Here is a 15,614-nt window from a genome sequence, read left to right as displayed (position 1 = left end):
GCCGGAAGCCTCAGGACAGCCCCAGGTCCTTCAGGCCGATCGGGAAGTGGTACTCCAGCCCGAGCGCCTCGATCTTCTCCTTGGCGCCGGTGTCCCGGTCGACGAGCGTCGCCACGCCGGCCACCTCGGCGCCCTCGGCCCGCACGGCCTCGATGGCCTGGAGCAGCGAGCCGCCGGTGGTCGTCGTGTCGTCGACGACCACGACCCTGCGCCCGGCGATCTCCGGCCCTTCGACGCGCCGGCCCGTGCCGTGCGCCTTGGCCTCCTTGCGGATCACGAACGCGTCGAGGTCCTGTCCGCGCGACGCCGCGGCGTGCAGCAGGGCCGCGGCGATCGGGTCCGCCCCCATCGTCAGGCCGCCCACGGCGTCCACCTCGGCCGTGCCGAGCCCGGCCTCCTCCAGGTGGTCCAGCAGAACGTGCCCGATCAGCGGCGCGGCACGGTGGTGCAGCGACACCCGGCGCAGGTCGACGTAGTAGTCCGCCTCGCGGCCGGAGCTCAGGGTCACCTTGCCGTGCACGACGGCGAGCTCCTTGATGAGCTCGATCAGCTGCTCGCGGGGTGTGGGGGAGAAGTCAGCGCTCACGGGAGCAAGGGTACGTGGCGGCGGACCCGGGCCGCCGGTTGTCCACAGGCAGGGCCCGCCGGAGCGCCGCGGCCGCGGTCAGCGGACCTTGCCCACCGCCCGGACCGCCCAGCGCGGCATCGCGCGCAACAGCGCCGATGCCACCTTGTAGCGCACCGACGGGGTGGAGATCACGATGCCGCCCCGCACGTCCGCGAGCGCCTGCTTGACGACGGGCGGGGCGTCCAGCCAGGCCCAGCTCGGGATGGTGGTCTCGGGGATGCCCGCTCGTTCGTGGAACTCGGTGTGGGTGAAGCCGGGGCACAGGACCGTGGCGGTGACGCCGGTGCCTTTCAGGTCGACGGCGAGGCCCTCGGTGAACGATCGCACGTAGGCCTTCGCGGCCGCGTAGGTGCCGCCCGCGGTGAGGGCGGCGACCGAGGCGACGTTGAGGATCGCGCCGCGTCCGCGCGGCACCATCTGGTGGACGGCGGCGTGGCTGAGTCGTACCAGGGCGCGGATCATGACGTCGATCCCGCGCAGCTCGCTGCTCGCGCGTCCGCGGAGGAAGTTGCCGGGCGTCGCGAACCCGGCGTTGTTGACCAGGAGGCCGACGGCGGCCGGGCCCTCGTGCGCGCCCGTGGCGGCCAGGCGTTCGGCGACGCGTTCGACGTCGTCGGAGACTGCCAGGTCGGCCGGCAGCACCTCGACCCGCACGCCGGTCACGGTACGGATGTTCTCCGCGACCGCGTTCAGCCGTTCCTCGTTCCGCGCCACCAGCACCAGGTCGTGCCGCGCCGCGGCGAGCTGCCACGCGAACTCCAGTCCCAGCCCGGCGGAGGCGCCGGTGATCATTGCGGTACCCATGAACCGCAGCGTAGAGGTATTGGGCGGGCAGGGTCGTGGAGGCGGTCATACGTGGATGCGGTCAGACGTGGTCGCGGTGGGAGTGCGGCGGGGCGCTCAGGGGGTCCGGGGCGGGCCGGACCCGGCCCGTCGCCGTGTCGTACGGGAAGCCCTCGCGCACCCAGTACTCGAAGCCGCCGAGCATCTCCTTGACCTGGTATCCCTGGGTCGCGAGCTCGAGGGCGGCCTTGGTGGCGGCGTTGCAGCCGGGGCCCCAGCAGTACACGACGACGGGCTTGTCGCGGGGGATGGTCCCTTCGGCGCGCAGGCGGAGCTTGCCGCCCGGCAGGTGGACGGCGGCGGGAAGGTGCCCGGCGTCCCATGCCTCGGGGGAGCGGACGTCGACGAGCGTGAGGTCCGCCCCCGTGTCGCCGAGCGCGGTGTGGACGTCGGCGACGTCGGTCTCGAAGGCGAGGCGGCGGCTGAAGTGGGCGACGGCGGCAGTGGTGTCGGGAGTGGTCGTCATGGCTCGATCCTCACCGCGGTGCGGCCGTCGCGCGAGGGGCCGGAACGACGCGTATCGCTAAGATCCTGCCATGGTCGCCGTCGTCGCTCCGTCTCGTCCGCACCGCGTGGCCACGCTGGTCACCGAGGGCATGGCGCCGTTCGAGCTGAGTTCCGTCGTGGAGGTGTTCGGGCTGCCCCGCCCGGAGGTCGACGGCCCCTGGTACACGCTGGACGTGTGCAGTGACCGGCCGGGCGATCCCCTGCGGATGACCGGCGGATTCTCCGTGTCGGCCGAGCACGGTCTCGACGTGCTCGCGGGTGCGGACACCGTCGTCGTCCCCGCCGTCGTCGACCCACGCTCCGGACCCGGGGACGACGTCGTCCGGGCGCTCCGTGCCGCGCACGCGCGCGGGGCGCGGGTGGTCTCGATCTGCTCGGGCGCCTTCGCGCTCGCGGCGGCGGGCCTGCTGGACGGGCGCGAGGCGACCACGCACTGGCAGTACGCGGGTCTCCTCGCGGAACGGTTCCCGGCGGTCTCGGTGCGCCCCGACGTGTTGTACGTGGACCACGGGGACGTCCTGACCAGTGCGGGCAGTGCGGCCGGCCTCGACCTGTGCCTGCATCTGGTGCGCACGGACCACGGCCCGGCGGTCGCGAACATGGTCGCCCGGCGGCTCGTCGTGCCACCGCATCGGGCGGGCGGCCAGGCGCAGTTCATCGAGGCGCCGGTGGTCCCGGCCGAGGAACGGGACGACGTCGGAGGCGCGCTCGCCTGGGCCCTCGATCACCTGGCGGAGCCGATCAGCGTGGACGTGCTCGCGCACCGGGCGCACATGGCCCCTCGCACGTTCGCGCGGCACTTCGCGCGGCGCACGGGCACCTCGCCGATCCGCTGGCTGATCACGCAGCGGGTCCAGGCGAGCCTCCCGCTGCTGGAGGCCGGGGAGCCGGTGTCGCGGGCGGCGGCGCTGGTCGGTTTCGACAGCCCGGTGACGTTCCGCCACCACTTCACCCGCACGATGGGCACCAGTCCGGCCGCCTACCGCAAGGCGTTCCACGGCTAGAACCGCCGTGCGACGGGTTATCCACAGATCGCGCCTTCGGATAGCGGTAAGCCGGTGCAATATATAGCATCGAACACATAGAGCAGGCCGGAAGGCGGCGCGGTGCCATCAGCGAAGGGAGGCGGTTCGATGCGGGCGGAGCGAGAGTTCCCGGGGGAGTCCTGTGCGCCGGAGGACCTGGACCGCCTCGCTCCGGGAGTGGGTCTGGCCGCCGCGCTGGAAGAACTGGCCCGCACGGGCGGCGAGCCCTCGCTCGACGCCCTGTCCGACGAGGAGCTCCGCACCGTCATCGCCGGGTGGGAGCGCGTCGTGTCGTGGGCGCGGGCCGCGCAGGCGCAGGCCGCCGCGGAGCTCGTCGCCCGCACCGACGGAGTCCTGGCGCGGGACTCCGCCGCCGGCGAGATCGCCGGGCGGCTGCAGGTGACCACCGGTGAGGCGTGGCAGATCGCGATGCGTGGCGAAGGCTGCGGCATCCACCGGCAGCTCAGCCAGGCGCTGGCGGCGGGCCGCATCGACGCCAAGAAGGCCGACACCTTCCTGCGCGCCGGGGCCGACCTGACGGTCGCGGAGCGTGGCGAGGCGATCGCCGAGCTGTTGCCGGCGGCACCTTGGCACACGTGGAAGTGGATCAGTGAGCAGCTGAACGCCCGCGCCGCGACGCTCCACGGCAGGAAGGCACGGCGCCGCGACCTGCTCGATCGCTGCAACGTGTGGGCCGAGCAAGCCGGCCCGGGTCGCGGGCGCATCGTCGCCGATCTCCCCGTCACCGATGCCGCCATGACCTTCAACGCCGTCCAGGCCGCCGCCAGGTCCCTCAAGGACACGCCCGGTGAGACCCGTCCCCTGGGCGCGCTGCGGGCGGCCGCATTCACCGCGCTGGTCACCGGGAACGTCGTCCTGCCGTGCCTGGAAGCAGGCGAGAACGACGACGTCGCCGGTGGCGAGGTCGCGAGCGAGCCGCCGCGGCTGGTCGAGCCGGTACTGGACACGGACCTCATCCCGGTCCCGGGCGTTCCTGATGATCCTTGCGGTCTGCGACTGACCGCCCCTGCGCCCGGCCCGGGATCGGCTGCCGACGTCACCGTCGCGGCCGGTACGCGTCTGCGCGTCATCGACGTCCCGGCGACCGTGAACGTGACCGTGCCGGCCACGATGCTGCTGGACCCGGACGACGCGACCCCTGGCGTCCTGGAAGGACTCGGCCCGATCCCGGCCGAGGACGCCGCGCGGATCGCCGCGGACGCGACCTGGCGCCGCTTGCTCACCGACCCGGTCGCCGGGGTGCTGACCGACTACTCCAGCCGCACCTATGCCCCGGGCGTCACCCTGCGCGCCGCCGTGACGGCCCGTGACCGGACCTGCAGGTTCCCCGGCTGCGACCGGCCCGCCACGGTCGGTGGCAGAGCGGCCCTCGACCTCGACCACATCGAGGCGTTCGACCACGATCACCGGTACCAGCCCGGTGAACCCGGGCAGACACGCGCGAACAACCTGCATCCCCTGTGCCGAAAGCATCACAACCTCAAGACCCACGCGAACTGGAGGGTGACCCGTGACCCCGGTACGGGTGTCACGCGCTGGACCGCGCCCGCCGGCGCCACCGCCGTCGTCGGCCCCGCCGTCGTCGACCCGGTCATCCGATACGGGCTCGCCCACGGCATGACCCTCGCCGAGCCACCTGGCAGGCCGACCACGCCGTCGGGCCGGGCGAGCGAGGAGAACGAGGAGAGTCCGGCGTCCGGCCCGCCTCCGTTCTGATCCGCGCGCAATGATCCGGCGTGCCACCGGTCACGTAGCCTGGCCCGCGTGCGGATCGCCACCTGGAACGTCAACAGCCTTCGTGCGCGCGTCGACCGCACGCTCGCAGTCCTCGAGCGCTGGGATCTCGACGTCCTGGCGATCCAGGAGACCAAGTGCCGTGACGAGCAGTTCCCGTTCGCCGCGTTCGCCGGCGCCGGGTACGAGGTGGCGCACACCGGCCTGAGCCAGTGGAACGGGGTCGCGATCGCCTCCCGGGTCGGGCTGGACGACGTCGCGACGTCCTTCCCGGGGCAGCCCGGTTTCCGGAAGCCGCTCACCGGCTCCGCGCCGCCGGCCACCCTGCTCGACGTCGAACCGCCCGTCGAGGCTCGCGCCATCGGTGCGACCTGCGGCGGGGTCCGCGTGTGGAGCCTGTACGTGCCGCACGGGCGCGCCCTCGACGATCCTCACTACCGGTACAAGCTCGCCTGGCTGGAGCGGCTGCACGACGCGGCGCGGGACTGGGCGGTCGATCCGGGCGCTCAGGTGGCACTCCTGGGCGACTGGAACGTGATCCCGCTGGACACGGATGTGTACGACGTCGCCGACTTCGCCGGGAAGACCCACGTGTCCCCGCTGGAGCGCACGGCGTTCGGCGCCTTCGCCGAGGTGGGCTACACCGAGGTCACGCGAGAGCACGTGCCGGCCGAACACGCCTACACGTACTGGGACTACCAGCGTCTCGCGTTCCCCCGCGACAAGGGCCTGCGCATCGACTTCGCCTGGACGACGGCGGCCCTGGCGGAGCGGGTGCGAAGCGTGCGGATCGACCGGGAGGAACGCAAGGGAAAGGGCGCGAGCGACCACGTGCCGGTGATCCTGGAGCTGGCGGACTGACCGGACGGGGCGCCGCCGTCGAGCGGCTCCCGGCCGTCCTCCGAGGTGACCGTGGGGAGATCTGGTGTGATGTGTCGAGAGTCACCAGCAGATTCACCCGATCGTGGTCGAAATCGATAGGTTGGCCTTCATGACGTCGCCCGACCAACCCGAGGTCAACGAAGAGGTCAACGAGCCGGACAAGCCGACAACGGCTGAGCATCCGGCCCAGGCCACCGAACCCGCCGACGCGATGCGAGAAGACGCCGGCGAGGCGGGCGCGGACACGAGCGCCCCGGGCGACGGCGAGCCGCCCGCCCACCACGACGCCGACACCGATGCCGCGACGCCCGGATCGGTGACCACGTCGGCCGGCGTGCCCGACCGGGTGATGGCCGCGGCGCGAGCGGGTCGGACCGGGGTGGACGCGGGCGATGATGCTGCCGACGCCGCGTCCCAGGACGGGGGCGATGCCGCGGACGCGGCAGGCGCCGAAGCCTCCCCGGACGACGGCGAAGGTCCGCCGACGGGCGATCCGGTGCCGGGCGAGGCCGTCTCGTTCGAGGACCTCGCTCTGCTCGCGATCTCCTCGGCGCACGAGACGAACGCCGGCCCACGGACGATCGCGCAGCCCGCCGACGCCGGCGACGAGGGCTCGGCCGAGATCGTGGAGACCCCCTCGGAGAACACCGAGACCGGGGCGCCCGACGGCGAGCGCGGCGCAGAGCCCGGAGCCGCCGCAGAGCCGCCAACCTCCCAGGAGCAGGAGCAGGAGCAGGAGCCGACCGCCGCCACCGGCCGGCCCGAGCACGACCACGAGCCCGCGCCCGAGCCGGGCCCGGCAGCATCTTCCGAGACCGAGACCGAGACCGAGACCGAGACCGAGACCGAGACCGAGACCGAGACCGAGACCGAGACCGAGACCGAGGTCTCCCGGGACCCGGCGCCGGAACCGGCCACTGCCACTGACCAGGCCGTGCCTGAGCCGGGCCCTGAAGCCCTGCCCGATCCGGAGGCCTCCCCCGATCCGGCGCCGCAACCCGCCGCTGCCACCGACCGGCCCGCGCCGGAGCCAGAACCAGCGCCCGAGCCCGAGCCCGAGCCCGCACCCGAGCCCGCACCTGCACCCGCACCTGCACCTGCACCAGGCTCGCAAGCCCCGCCCGCGCCCGAGCCGGAGGCCTCCCCGGACCCGGCGCCGGAACCGGCTGCCGCCACCGACCCGGCCGCGCCCGTCGCACCTCCAGCGCAGACCGGGCCACCTCTGCCACCTCCGGCCCCCGCGGACGAGCCGGCCTTCGCGTCGCCGAGCGGGCCCACGCCCGCCGTCGGACCCATGCCACCCGTGCCCGCGCCGCCCGCTCAGAGCACCCATCCCGCGCCCCAGCCACCCCCGGCGCCGCCCCGGCAGGCACCTCCGGGGCAGCAGCCGCCCGCACAGGCATCCTTCCCGCCCACCGGACCCGGTGCCCCGCCCGCGCCGGGCGCGTTCCCCGGGCAGGCGGAGTTCCGCCCGTCCTGGGACCAGTCCCAGGACTACGCGTCCGCGACGTCGTACGCGGGGTGGGACCCGTCCGAGATCGCCGCGGCCCGGAAGCGCCGCCGCAGGAACCTTGGCCTGGCCGGGGCGGCCGTCGCCGGCGTCGCGGTCGTCGCCGTCGTCCTGACGGTGATCGGGAACGCGATGAACAAGCAGGGGTGGGTGCCGGTCACGCCCGACATCGCCCAGGCCAGGGAGGTCAACTCCGTCCAGCTCGTGCTCGGGTCGTGCATCGACAAGATCCCGCTGGACGGAGCGGTGGACACGGTCCATGTCGTCCCCTGCGACTCGCCGCACGAGGCCCAGGTGGTGGGCCGTACCGACTTCGAGCAGGACGCGGTCTGGCCCGGGGACGGCGCCGCCGGTCAGAAGGTCGCCCAGGTCTGCGGGGCCAAGCAGCTCAGCGCCGAGGTCCGCAAGGGCGACCAGGCCAAACGTCTCCGCTACGTGGTGTGGACGCCGAGCGAGTCGTCCTGGGACGACGGCGACCGGGTCGGCCTGTGCGTCGCGGCCAGCGACACCGCCCTCACGGATTCCCTGCTGAACTGACCGGCCGGACGTTTGTCGAGGGTCCACAGGCGGAAGGGCCTGGGGTGAAGGACCTGCACTGATATCACCGCAGGTGAGGACATGGGACTCACTTGACGATACATTTACGCCATGGAGCCTTTTGTCCTATTCCTGGCCGTGGCCGTGGTGCTCGTCGTGGGCATCCTGGTCACCAGGCCGTTGCGCGACCGCCGTCGTGTCAAGGACATCGCCGAGTGGGCGGACATGAACGGCTGGGAACGCCCGGAAGCCGCCTCCGACCCCGACCTGCCCGGCCGCTGGCAGGGCGGACCGTTCCTGCAGGGCGTGTCGCAGCCCGCCACGGACGTGCTGTACGGCGATGTCTCCGGGCATCGCATGATCTCGTTCACCCACACCTGGCGGACCGGCACCTCCGAGTCCCGGTTCTCCCGCAAGCGGTACGCCCACGTGATCGCGCTCGACGAGGAGCCGTCGGAGCCGCGTCTCGAGCTCACGCCCGAGGGGTGGCGCGACAAGCTGCAGAAGCTCTTCGGCGGGCAGGACGTGCAGGTAGGCAACCCGGCCTTCGACGACGCCTGGCGGGTCCGCGCGTCCGACGACGACTTCGCGCGCCGCGTGCTCGACCCGCGCTTCATGTCGATGCTGATGCTGCCCGACTACCAGACCACCCGGATCCGCGTGGACGGCCCGTCGGTGATGCTGTGGACGTCAGGGCGCACCAGCGCGGAGAATCTCGCCCAGCTGTCGTCCCGGCTCGTCGAGGTCGCCCGGCTCACCATCCCGCTGGAGAAGGGGCAGCCGGTCTTCGAGCAGGGCGGGGACATCCACCTCCCCGGAATGGGCTTCGAGAAGATCTGACGCCCCGCGTCCTGCCGCCGGTCCGGCCGGCAGGACGATCGGGGTCGCGGGGCAGACGTTCCGCTCCGGGTGTCAGAGGAGGCCAGTACGCTGCGTGTCGTGACTACCCAGCACGAGGCATCGTCTCCTCGCCACGCCACCTCGAACCCGAGCCGTGCGTCGTCGTGGGCATCCGCTCCCTGGAACGCCGTGCGTGGTGGGCTGGTCGGCGCCGCCGAATCGGTACCCGGTATCTCGGGCGGCACGGTGGCACTCGTCGTCGGCCTCTACGACCACCTGATCGACGCCGCGAGCCAGCTCGTCCACGCGGCCCGCGAGCTCGTCACCGGCATCTTCCGGGGACGCGGCCCGGCCGCGGGCCTGCGTGCCCTGAAGGAGATCAACTGGGCGCTCCTCGTGCCGGTGCTGGTCGGCATGGTCGTGGTGCTGCTGCTGTCGCTCAAGCTCATCGCCCCGCTGCTCGAATCGAACCCCGTGCCGACGCGCGCCGTGTTCTTCGGCATGATCGCGGTCAGCATCGCGGTGCCGCTGCGCATGATGCCGCGCAGGTTCGGCGCGCTCGACGCCGTGCTGTTCCTCGCGGCCGCGGCCGTGGCGTTCCTGCTCACGGGCCTGCCCGAGGCCCAGGTCGGAGAACCCGAGCTGTGGTACGTGTTCATCGGCGCGGCGCTGGCGATCAACGCCCTCGTGCTCCCCGGCGTCTCCGGCTCGTTCCTGCTGCTCGTGATGGGCCTGTACATCCCGGTGCAGCAGGCGGTCGAATCCCGCGACCTCGGTTTCGTCGCGGTCTTCCTCCTGGGCGCCGTGGTGGGGCTCGGGAGCTTCGTCAAGCTGCTGCGGTGGCTGCTGCACAACCGCCGCCAGGGCACCATGGCGGTCCTCGGCGGCCTGATGCTGGGCTCGCTGCGCTCGCTGTGGCCGTGGCAGAGCGAGACCAACGAACTCCTCGCGCCGACGGGATCGGTGGTCGGCCCGCTGCTGCTCGCGGTGGCCGGCGCCGGCGTCGTGCTGCTCGCGATGGTGTGGGAGTCCCGGGTGGCCCGTGGCGCCTGACCCCGTCGGCGTCGGGCCGTGGCCCGGCGGCCCGCAGGCGTGGCCCACGGTGGACGAGGGCGCGGGCCCGCGCCCCGATCCCCGCTACGACCCCGAGCTGCTCGCCGAGGGAGACCGGCGGAACGTCGCCGACCGGTACCGCTACTGGACGGTCGAGGCGATCGTCGCGGACATGGACGCCCGCCGCCCGGCGGACCGGCAGCTGCACGTCGCGATCGAGAACTGGTCGCACGACCTGAACATCGGCTCGGTGGTGCGTACCGCCAACGCGTTCAACGCGGCGGGCGTGCACGTGGTGGGTCGACGGCGCTGGAACCGCCGAGGGGCGATGGTCACCGACCGCTACCTGCACGTCCACCACCACGCCGACGCGGAGGCGCTCGCGGCGTGGGCCGCTGGTCCGGAGACCGGCGACGGCCGTCTCCCCGTCGTCGGGATCGACAACGTCCCGGGCTCCGTGCCGATCGAGGGCCGTGCGCTCCCGCCGCGCTGCCTCCTGCTGTTCGGGCAGGAGTCCACGGGCCTGACTCCCGAGGCGCAGGCGGTCTGCGACGTCATCCTGCACATCACGCAGCACGGCTCCACACGCTCCGTCAACGCCGGGGCCGCCGCGGCGATCGCCATGTACGCGTGGGCCGCGCAGCACCTGTGACCTCCCCCGGCGCGCCGCTCCCGTGCCGTGCCTGACGTGCCCCGGCGCCGGGTCGTGGCCGGGTACCGCAAACCGCGACGGGGGTTCTTGTCGTGGACGGCCACGCCCCGCGGCCCGTGCGTGCATAAGATCGTGGGTGCATACCCGGGCGGACCTCGAAGCGACGGCCGCCCACACCACGAGTTACTTGGAGCTGGAGCAGATGCCCATCGCAACCCCCGAGGTCTACGGCGAGATGATCGACCGGGCCAAGGCCGGTAAGTTCGCCTACCCCGCGGTCAACATCACGTCGTCGCAGACCATCACCGCCGCCCTGCGCGGCTTCGCCGAGGCGGAGTCGGACGGCATCATCCAGGTGTCGGTCGGCGGCAGCGAGTACGGCTCGGGCGCCACGATCAAGGACCGCATCGCCGGTTCGCTCGCGCTCGCCGCGTACGCCACCGAGGTCGCGAAGAACTACTCGGTGAACATCGCGATCCACACCGACCACTGCGTCAAGGAGAACCTCGACTCCTGGGTGAAGCCGCTGCTCGCGATCGAGGCCGAGCAGGTCAGGAACGGCCAGAACCCGACGTTCCAGTCGCACATGTACGACGGCTCGACCGTCCCGCTGGACGAGAACCTCGTCATCTCCGCCGAGCTCCTCGAGCTCTCGCAGGCCGCGAAGACGATCCTCGAGATCGAGGTCGGCGTCGTGGGCGGCGAGGAGGACGGCCACGAGGCCGAGATCAACGAGAAGCTGTACACGACGCCCGCGGACGGCCTGGCCACGGTCAAGGCGCTCGGCGCGGGTGAGAAGGGCCGCTACCTGACGGCCCTGACCTTCGGCAACGTGCACGGCGTCTACAAGCCGGGCGCGGTCAAGCTGCGCCCGTCGATCCTCGCGGACATCCAGAAGGCCGTGGGTGACGAGATCGGCAAGGAGAACCCGTTCGACCTGGTCTTCCACGGTGGTTCCGGTTCGACGGAGGCGGAGATCGCCGAGGCCGTCGACAACGGCGTCATCAAGATGAACATCGACACGGACACGCAGTACGCGTTCAGCCGCCCCGTGGCCGATCACTTCTTCAAGAACTACGACGGCGTCCTGAAGATCGACGGCGAGGTCGGTAACAAGAAGGCCTACGACCCGCGTGCGTGGGGCAAGCTCGCCGAGGCGGGCATGGCGGCCCGCATCGTCGAGGCGTGCCGCCAGCTCCGGAGCGCCGGCACCAAGATGTGAGTCGCAGCGTGCCGAGGCGGCAGGCCGGCTACCGGTCGGCGCCTCGGCACGCCCGCACCGCGATCTACTTCGCCTGGTCGCGAAGCTTGGCCCAGACCAGTTTTCCCGTGCCGGACGGTCGCCAGCCCCATTCGGCCAGGCGATCCACGATCTGCATGCCGAACCCGCCCAGCCGGTTCGGGTGCCCGTCCGTGGCGACCGGGGGCGCCGGGTTGGAGTCCTCGACCTCGATCCGCAGGCCCTCGCCGGTGTCGTAGAGCCGCAGGGCGATGTGCCCCCAGCCGTGCAGCACGCCGTTGGCCACGAGCTCCGACACCACCAGTTCGGCCTGCGCCGACTCCTCGATGCCCCATGCCTGGCAGGTGCGCAGCACCGCGTGCCGGGCCCGCCCGATGGACGACGGCTCGCTCGGCAGCATCCAGCGCCGCCACCGCGGCGACAGCGTCGGCTGGGCACGGTCCCCCTCGGGATCGGGAACTCGCACGACGACGATCGCGACGTCGTCCTCCGGCTTGTCGGCCAGCCGCGCCAGCAGCTCCTCGCCGACACCGGCCGCGTCCTTCGCCTGGATCGCCGCCGCGGTGTCCAGGAGCGCCTCGAGACCGAGACGCAGCGGCCGGTCACGCCGCTCGATCAGGCCGTCCGTGTAGAACAGCAGGGTGTCGCCCGGACGCAGGCCGTGCTCGCCGGTGGTGCGCTCGCGCGACCCGAAGCCGATCAGCGCCCCACCACCCTGGTCCAGGGTGATGACCTCGCCCCTTCGCAGCAGCAGCGGCGGGAGGTGCCCCGCCCGGGAGTACTCGATCGCCTGCCACTCGTCGCCCTTCTTGCGCAGCGCCGCGTACACCATGCTCGCCGAGCGGGGGATGCCCATGCCCGCGACGAGCTGGTCCACCTTCTCCAGCACCTCGCCGGGGGTGAACAGCTCGAACGCGTAGGACCTCACCACCGACCGCAGCTGGCCCATCGTGGCCGCGGCCTCGACGTCGTGCCCCACGACGTCGCCGATGACGAGTCCCACGATCTCCGTCGAGATCTGCAGGATGTCGTACCAGTCGCCGCCCACCTGGGCGTGTTCCGCGTTGGGCGCGTAGTAGGTCCACACGTCGAGGCCCGGTACCTCGGCCTGCTCGGGCAGCATGGCGCGCTGCAGGGTCTCGGCGAGCCGGTGCTCGCGTGCGTAGAGGCGAGCGTTGTCGATCGCGTTCCCGGCCCGGCGCGCGACCACCTCGAGCACGCCGCGGACCTCCTCCGACTCGTCCGTGCCCTCGTAGAACAGGACCTCGTCCGCGCCGGCGTCGGCCAGCCACACCACCAGCAGGCCCAGCGTGCTCTTCCGCCCGGCCACGGGGTGGACGACGACGCTGCGGGGTACCCCGCCCATCTCGTCCGTCAGCCGCCGGTTCAGCTCTCGTTGCAGCCAGCCGGACGCGGAGTACTGCGCGTGCGGGATGTCGAGGTGCAGGGTGACCGGTTCGTCGCCCTTGCCGTCGAGGAGATCCTGGACGCTGTCGACCACCTCCAGGAGCCGGCCCGGGGCGACCGTCGTGCCTCCCGCGGCCGTGGTGTCGCCGAGCTGGTCCTGGATGCCGCGTTGCGGGCCGCCGCGCGGCTGGTCGTCCCCGGCGACGTACCGGGCATGCCTGCGTCCGCGGCCCGACGGGGGGTTCGCGACGTCGATGCCCTCGGCGGGCTTGAGCCCGTCGTCGTTCACGTAGAAGCCGGCCCACTTCACGACGTGGCCGAGCAGCTCGGCGATGTCCCGCAGGACGTAGGGGTACTCGAGGTCCGCGAGCAGCTCCGTGGTCTGCGCGATCAGATCGCTGTCCTCGCGCTGCCGGTTCTCCACGGTGAGGGTGGCGAGCTGGGCCGCCTGGCGCTCCATGTGTTCCGAGACATCGACGCTGATCCCGATCCAGTGCGTCACCCGGCCGTGGTTCGCCGCCCGGGCGGGCGTCAGGGTGACCTGGACCCAGCCCGAGATCCCGCCGCGCAGCGCGGAGCGTGCCATCGCCTGCACCTCCTCACCGGCGGCCAGGTGAGCACTGACCTTGGCGGCGTCCTCGGGGTCGCTGAGCCGGTCGCCGAGCACGGACAACCGGCGCCCGGCGAGGTCGGAGAACCGGACGTCCGCGTACTTCTCGAACGCCTCGTTCGCCCACAGCAGGGGCAGGCCGTCCTCGAAGGCCCCGGTGAGAAAGACCGGGACGCCGATGCTCGCGGCACCGCGCAGCACGAGATCGCCGACGGACGGCGGCATCGGTCGGCGTGCCCGCGGCGGGTCGCTGCGTGGGGGCGCGGCGAGCGGCTCTGCCGTCCCGCCGTCCGTGATGCCCGCCGGGATCGGGGTCTCGTCCGCCGCGGACCCCGATTCAGGGGGCGGCGAGCTCGAATTCCTGACAGAGGGCACTTGGCCGGCGGAAAGCGGCGGGACACGTGTCGTGCGACCCTGACCTGGGCCGTCAGGGGGGACCGACCAGGACAAGTTACCTATCATCCCGTCCCCCTTTCGACAATCTCTGCGTTGCCTCTGTTCCAACAGGACATTCAACCGTAGATTGGGACAGTCCGAGAGGTGAACTCCCGGCCTCTATCATCTCAGTGACACATCAGAGCCGATGGCAGCCCAGCCGACAGCATGAGACCGCAGCCGATCGCCTCGGAAGGAGAACCGTGCAGGACGAACGCAACGACTCGACCCGTGAGCCGCACTCCGCGGGGCCGGGTGACCAGGCTGCCACGCCGCCGACGCCGCAGGACTCGCCCGGTCATCCTGACCTGGGCGAACCGGCAAGTGTCCACGTCCTCACCGTCGACCAGCGCTCCCGGCTCGTGCTCGCCGGGGAGATCGACGCGAAGATCGCGGGCGACCTGCAGAACGCCATCAGCGAGGCCGAGGGCTCCCGGCTCCCGGTGGAGATCGACGCCCACCACGTGACCTTCATGGATTCGTCCGGTGTCGCGTTCCTGGCCCGGCTTGCCAGCCGGAGCCCGTACAAGGTCCGGGTGCTCCGGGCGCCGCCGACGGTGCGCTTCCTGCTGGAGGTCACGCGGATCGGTGACCTGCTGGAGATCGTGGACGAGGACCTGGCCACGAGCTGACCTAGATCGCGCGGCGGTCCACCCGGTCCGTCGCGTTCATCCGGGGCGTGACCATGTGGAACCCGGTGGCCGGCGTCGCCGGCTCGCAGCGGTGCTCGTTGTCGATCCGGAACAGGTCCATCGCGCCGCACACCTCGAGCACGAAGAGGTCCCGCTCGTCGGCGCCCCGGATCACGGTGGCGCCGCCGCGCTTCGCGCCGGAGTCCGCCAGCGAGATGAGGAACGCCGCGCCGGTCGAGTCCATGAAGGTGACGCGGCACATGTCGATCACCAGGAGTTGACGACGCAGACCGACGACACGAGCCGCGATGCCTGGAAACTGGTCCCGTTCCTGCAGGTCGAGCTCTCCGGCGATCACGAGAGTCGTCGTCGTCGGTGACGTCGCGATCTCGATCATGCTCACGAGCGTAACCACAGATCGCCGATCCCACCGGGTGAGTGGAAGGATTCGCCCGGAACGGACCCTTCCGGGAAATTTGAACAGTCCTGAGTCCGAGAGGGGAGAATGTCCTCATGAGCCAGGACAACCTTCTCGCGGGCCCCGCCCCGGTCAACCTTCCCGACGACTTCTCCGACGTTCGTACCCGGCTCGCCGCCGGTGACGACCCCGCGGCCGTGGCCGCGGGGAGCCCCGCGTCCTCCCTCGCCTGGGCGGTACTCGCGGAGCGCGCCCTCGCGGCGGGCAACAGTGCGGGCAACACCTCCGGCGGATCGGGCAACACCCTCACCGCGCCCGTCGAGGCGTACGCCTACGCACGTACCGGCTACCACCGCGGCCTCGATGCCCTGCGCCGGGCCGGGTGGCGGGGGCAGGGTCCGATCCCCGCCGTGCACGTGCCCAACCAGGGCTTCCTGCGGGCGCTGCTGGCCCTGTCCGAGGCGGCCGGGCGGATCGGCGAGACCGAGGAGCGCGATCGCTGTCGCCAGTTCCTCGTGGACTCGGGCACGTCGGCGGACGAGGTGCGGGTGCTGGCCGGCGCCGGCGGGTGACACCCTCCGGGCCTCGCCCCGGGCGCGCTCTTCGTCGATGTCGGCGGTCGCGGGTAAACTCGCGGTCG

The 15,614-nt window shown here is 72.2% G+C and carries 15 protein-coding genes; 10 read left to right on the top strand and 5 right to left on the bottom strand.

Annotated features, from left to right (window positions below; translation table 11 throughout):
• Window positions 1–10: 10 nt before the first annotated feature.
• From pyrE to EDD34_RS19560, 3 genes are all read right to left on the bottom strand, one after another.
• On the bottom strand, window positions 11–586 hold the full coding sequence (pyrE, locus tag EDD34_RS19570) for an orotate phosphoribosyltransferase (RefSeq protein ID WP_123816049.1): 576 nt from the start codon (window positions 584–586) through the stop codon (window positions 11–13).
• A gap of 78 nt (window positions 587–664) precedes the next feature.
• The gene (locus tag EDD34_RS19565; protein WP_123816048.1) at window positions 665–1,432 is read right to left on the bottom strand and encodes an SDR family NAD(P)-dependent oxidoreductase; all 768 of its coding nucleotides are present in this window, start codon (window positions 1,430–1,432) and stop codon (window positions 665–667) included.
• 61 nt (window positions 1,433–1,493) lie between these two features.
• Window positions 1,494–1,937, bottom strand: a complete 444-nt coding sequence (locus EDD34_RS19560) for a rhodanese-like domain-containing protein (RefSeq protein ID WP_123816047.1) — start codon at window positions 1,935–1,937, stop codon at window positions 1,494–1,496.
• 70 nt (window positions 1,938–2,007) lie between these two features.
• Here EDD34_RS19560 and EDD34_RS19555 point away from each other — a divergent pair, with 70 nt between their 5' ends.
• The 8 genes from EDD34_RS19555 to fbaA all read left to right on the top strand — a co-directional run bounded on the left by EDD34_RS19555 (window position 2,008) and on the right by fbaA (window position 11,454).
• On the top strand, window positions 2,008–2,982 hold the full coding sequence (locus EDD34_RS19555) for a helix-turn-helix domain-containing protein (RefSeq protein ID WP_123816046.1): 975 nt from the start codon (window positions 2,008–2,010) through the stop codon (window positions 2,980–2,982).
• Between the two features lie 102 nt (window positions 2,983–3,084).
• Entirely contained in the window at window positions 3,085–4,740 is a 1,656-nt protein-coding gene (locus EDD34_RS19550; protein WP_123816045.1) for an HNH endonuclease signature motif containing protein, read from the top strand.
• 48 nt (window positions 4,741–4,788) lie between these two features.
• Window positions 4,789–5,619, top strand: coding sequence for an exodeoxyribonuclease III (locus EDD34_RS19545; RefSeq protein ID WP_123816044.1), 831 nt, complete (start codon window positions 4,789–4,791; stop codon window positions 5,617–5,619).
• A gap of 130 nt (window positions 5,620–5,749) precedes the next feature.
• A complete protein-coding gene (locus EDD34_RS21455; RefSeq protein WP_123816043.1) occupies window positions 5,750–7,687 on the top strand; it encodes a septum formation family protein in 1,938 nt (645 codons plus the stop codon).
• 111 nt (window positions 7,688–7,798) lie between these two features.
• Window positions 7,799–8,527 carry a type III secretion system chaperone family protein gene (locus EDD34_RS19535; RefSeq protein WP_123816042.1) on the top strand — a complete coding sequence of 243 codons (729 nt, stop codon included), beginning with the start codon at window positions 7,799–7,801 and terminating at the stop codon, window positions 8,525–8,527.
• Window positions 8,528–8,626: 99 nt separating this feature from the next.
• Window positions 8,627–9,580 carry a DUF368 domain-containing protein gene (locus tag EDD34_RS19530; protein ID WP_123816041.1) on the top strand — a complete coding sequence of 318 codons (954 nt, stop codon included), beginning with the start codon at window positions 8,627–8,629 and terminating at the stop codon, window positions 9,578–9,580.
• Entirely contained in the window at window positions 9,570–10,232 is a 663-nt protein-coding gene (locus EDD34_RS19525) for a TrmH family RNA methyltransferase (protein ID WP_123816040.1), read from the top strand. Before EDD34_RS19530 ends, EDD34_RS19525 begins: the two co-directional genes overlap by 11 nt.
• A gap of 202 nt (window positions 10,233–10,434) precedes the next feature.
• Window positions 10,435–11,454, top strand: a complete 1,020-nt coding sequence (fbaA, locus tag EDD34_RS19520) for a class II fructose-bisphosphate aldolase (RefSeq protein WP_123816039.1) — start codon at window positions 10,435–10,437, stop codon at window positions 11,452–11,454.
• A 64-nt stretch (window positions 11,455–11,518) separates the two neighbouring features.
• On the opposite strand, the gene EDD34_RS19515 is transcribed toward fbaA, so the two are convergent.
• The gene (locus EDD34_RS19515) at window positions 11,519–13,714 is read right to left on the bottom strand and encodes an ATP-binding SpoIIE family protein phosphatase (protein WP_123816038.1); all 2,196 of its coding nucleotides are present in this window, start codon (window positions 13,712–13,714) and stop codon (window positions 11,519–11,521) included.
• A gap of 413 nt (window positions 13,715–14,127) precedes the next feature.
• Here EDD34_RS19515 and EDD34_RS19510 point away from each other — a divergent pair, with 413 nt between their 5' ends.
• Window positions 14,128–14,556, top strand: coding sequence for an STAS domain-containing protein (locus EDD34_RS19510; protein ID WP_123816037.1), 429 nt, complete (start codon window positions 14,128–14,130; stop codon window positions 14,554–14,556).
• Between the two features lies 1 nt (window position 14,557).
• On the opposite strand, the gene EDD34_RS19505 is transcribed toward EDD34_RS19510, so the two are convergent.
• Complete coding sequence (locus EDD34_RS19505; RefSeq protein ID WP_123816036.1) at window positions 14,558–14,953, bottom strand: STAS domain-containing protein; 396 nt, start codon at window positions 14,951–14,953, stop codon at window positions 14,558–14,560.
• 116 nt (window positions 14,954–15,069) lie between these two features.
• Here EDD34_RS19505 and EDD34_RS19500 point away from each other — a divergent pair, with 116 nt between their 5' ends.
• Window positions 15,070–15,546, top strand: a complete 477-nt coding sequence (locus tag EDD34_RS19500) for a DUF3151 domain-containing protein (protein WP_123816035.1) — start codon at window positions 15,070–15,072, stop codon at window positions 15,544–15,546.
• Window positions 15,547–15,614: the final 68 nt, after the last annotated feature.

The sequence above is a fragment of the Myceligenerans xiligouense genome, assembly GCF_003814695.1.
GTDB classification, from domain to species: domain Bacteria; phylum Actinomycetota; class Actinomycetes; order Actinomycetales; family Cellulomonadaceae; genus Myceligenerans; species Myceligenerans xiligouense.
Note: the sequence above shows the minus strand (reverse complement) of the source record. Positions and strands in the feature narration are given on the sequence as shown.

What these genes read in the sequence shown, in the direction of transcription:
- EDD34_RS19565 (WP_123816048.1), bottom strand. Translation starts at nt 1,432, where the DNA reads ATGGGTACCGCAATGATCACCGGCGCCTCCGCCGGGCTGGGACTGGAG.
- EDD34_RS19560 (WP_123816047.1), bottom strand. Translation starts at nt 1,937, where the DNA reads ATGACGACCACTCCCGACACCACTGCCGCCGTCGCCCACTTCAGCCGC.
- EDD34_RS19555 (WP_123816046.1), top strand. Translation starts at nt 2,008, where the DNA reads ATGGTCGCCGTCGTCGCTCCGTCTCGTCCGCACCGCGTGGCCACGCTG.
- EDD34_RS21455 (WP_123816043.1), top strand. Translation starts at nt 5,750, where the DNA reads ATGACGTCGCCCGACCAACCCGAGGTCAACGAAGAGGTCAACGAGCCG.
- EDD34_RS19535 (WP_123816042.1), top strand. Translation starts at nt 7,799, where the DNA reads ATGGAGCCTTTTGTCCTATTCCTGGCCGTGGCCGTGGTGCTCGTCGTG.
- fbaA (WP_123816039.1), top strand. Translation starts at nt 10,435, where the DNA reads ATGCCCATCGCAACCCCCGAGGTCTACGGCGAGATGATCGACCGGGCC.
- EDD34_RS19515 (WP_123816038.1), bottom strand. Translation starts at nt 13,714, where the DNA reads ATGCCGCCGTCCGTCGGCGATCTCGTGCTGCGCGGTGCCGCGAGCATC.
- EDD34_RS19505 (WP_123816036.1), bottom strand. Translation starts at nt 14,953, where the DNA reads ATGATCGAGATCGCGACGTCACCGACGACGACGACTCTCGTGATCGCC.
- EDD34_RS19500 (WP_123816035.1), top strand. Translation starts at nt 15,070, where the DNA reads ATGAGCCAGGACAACCTTCTCGCGGGCCCCGCCCCGGTCAACCTTCCC.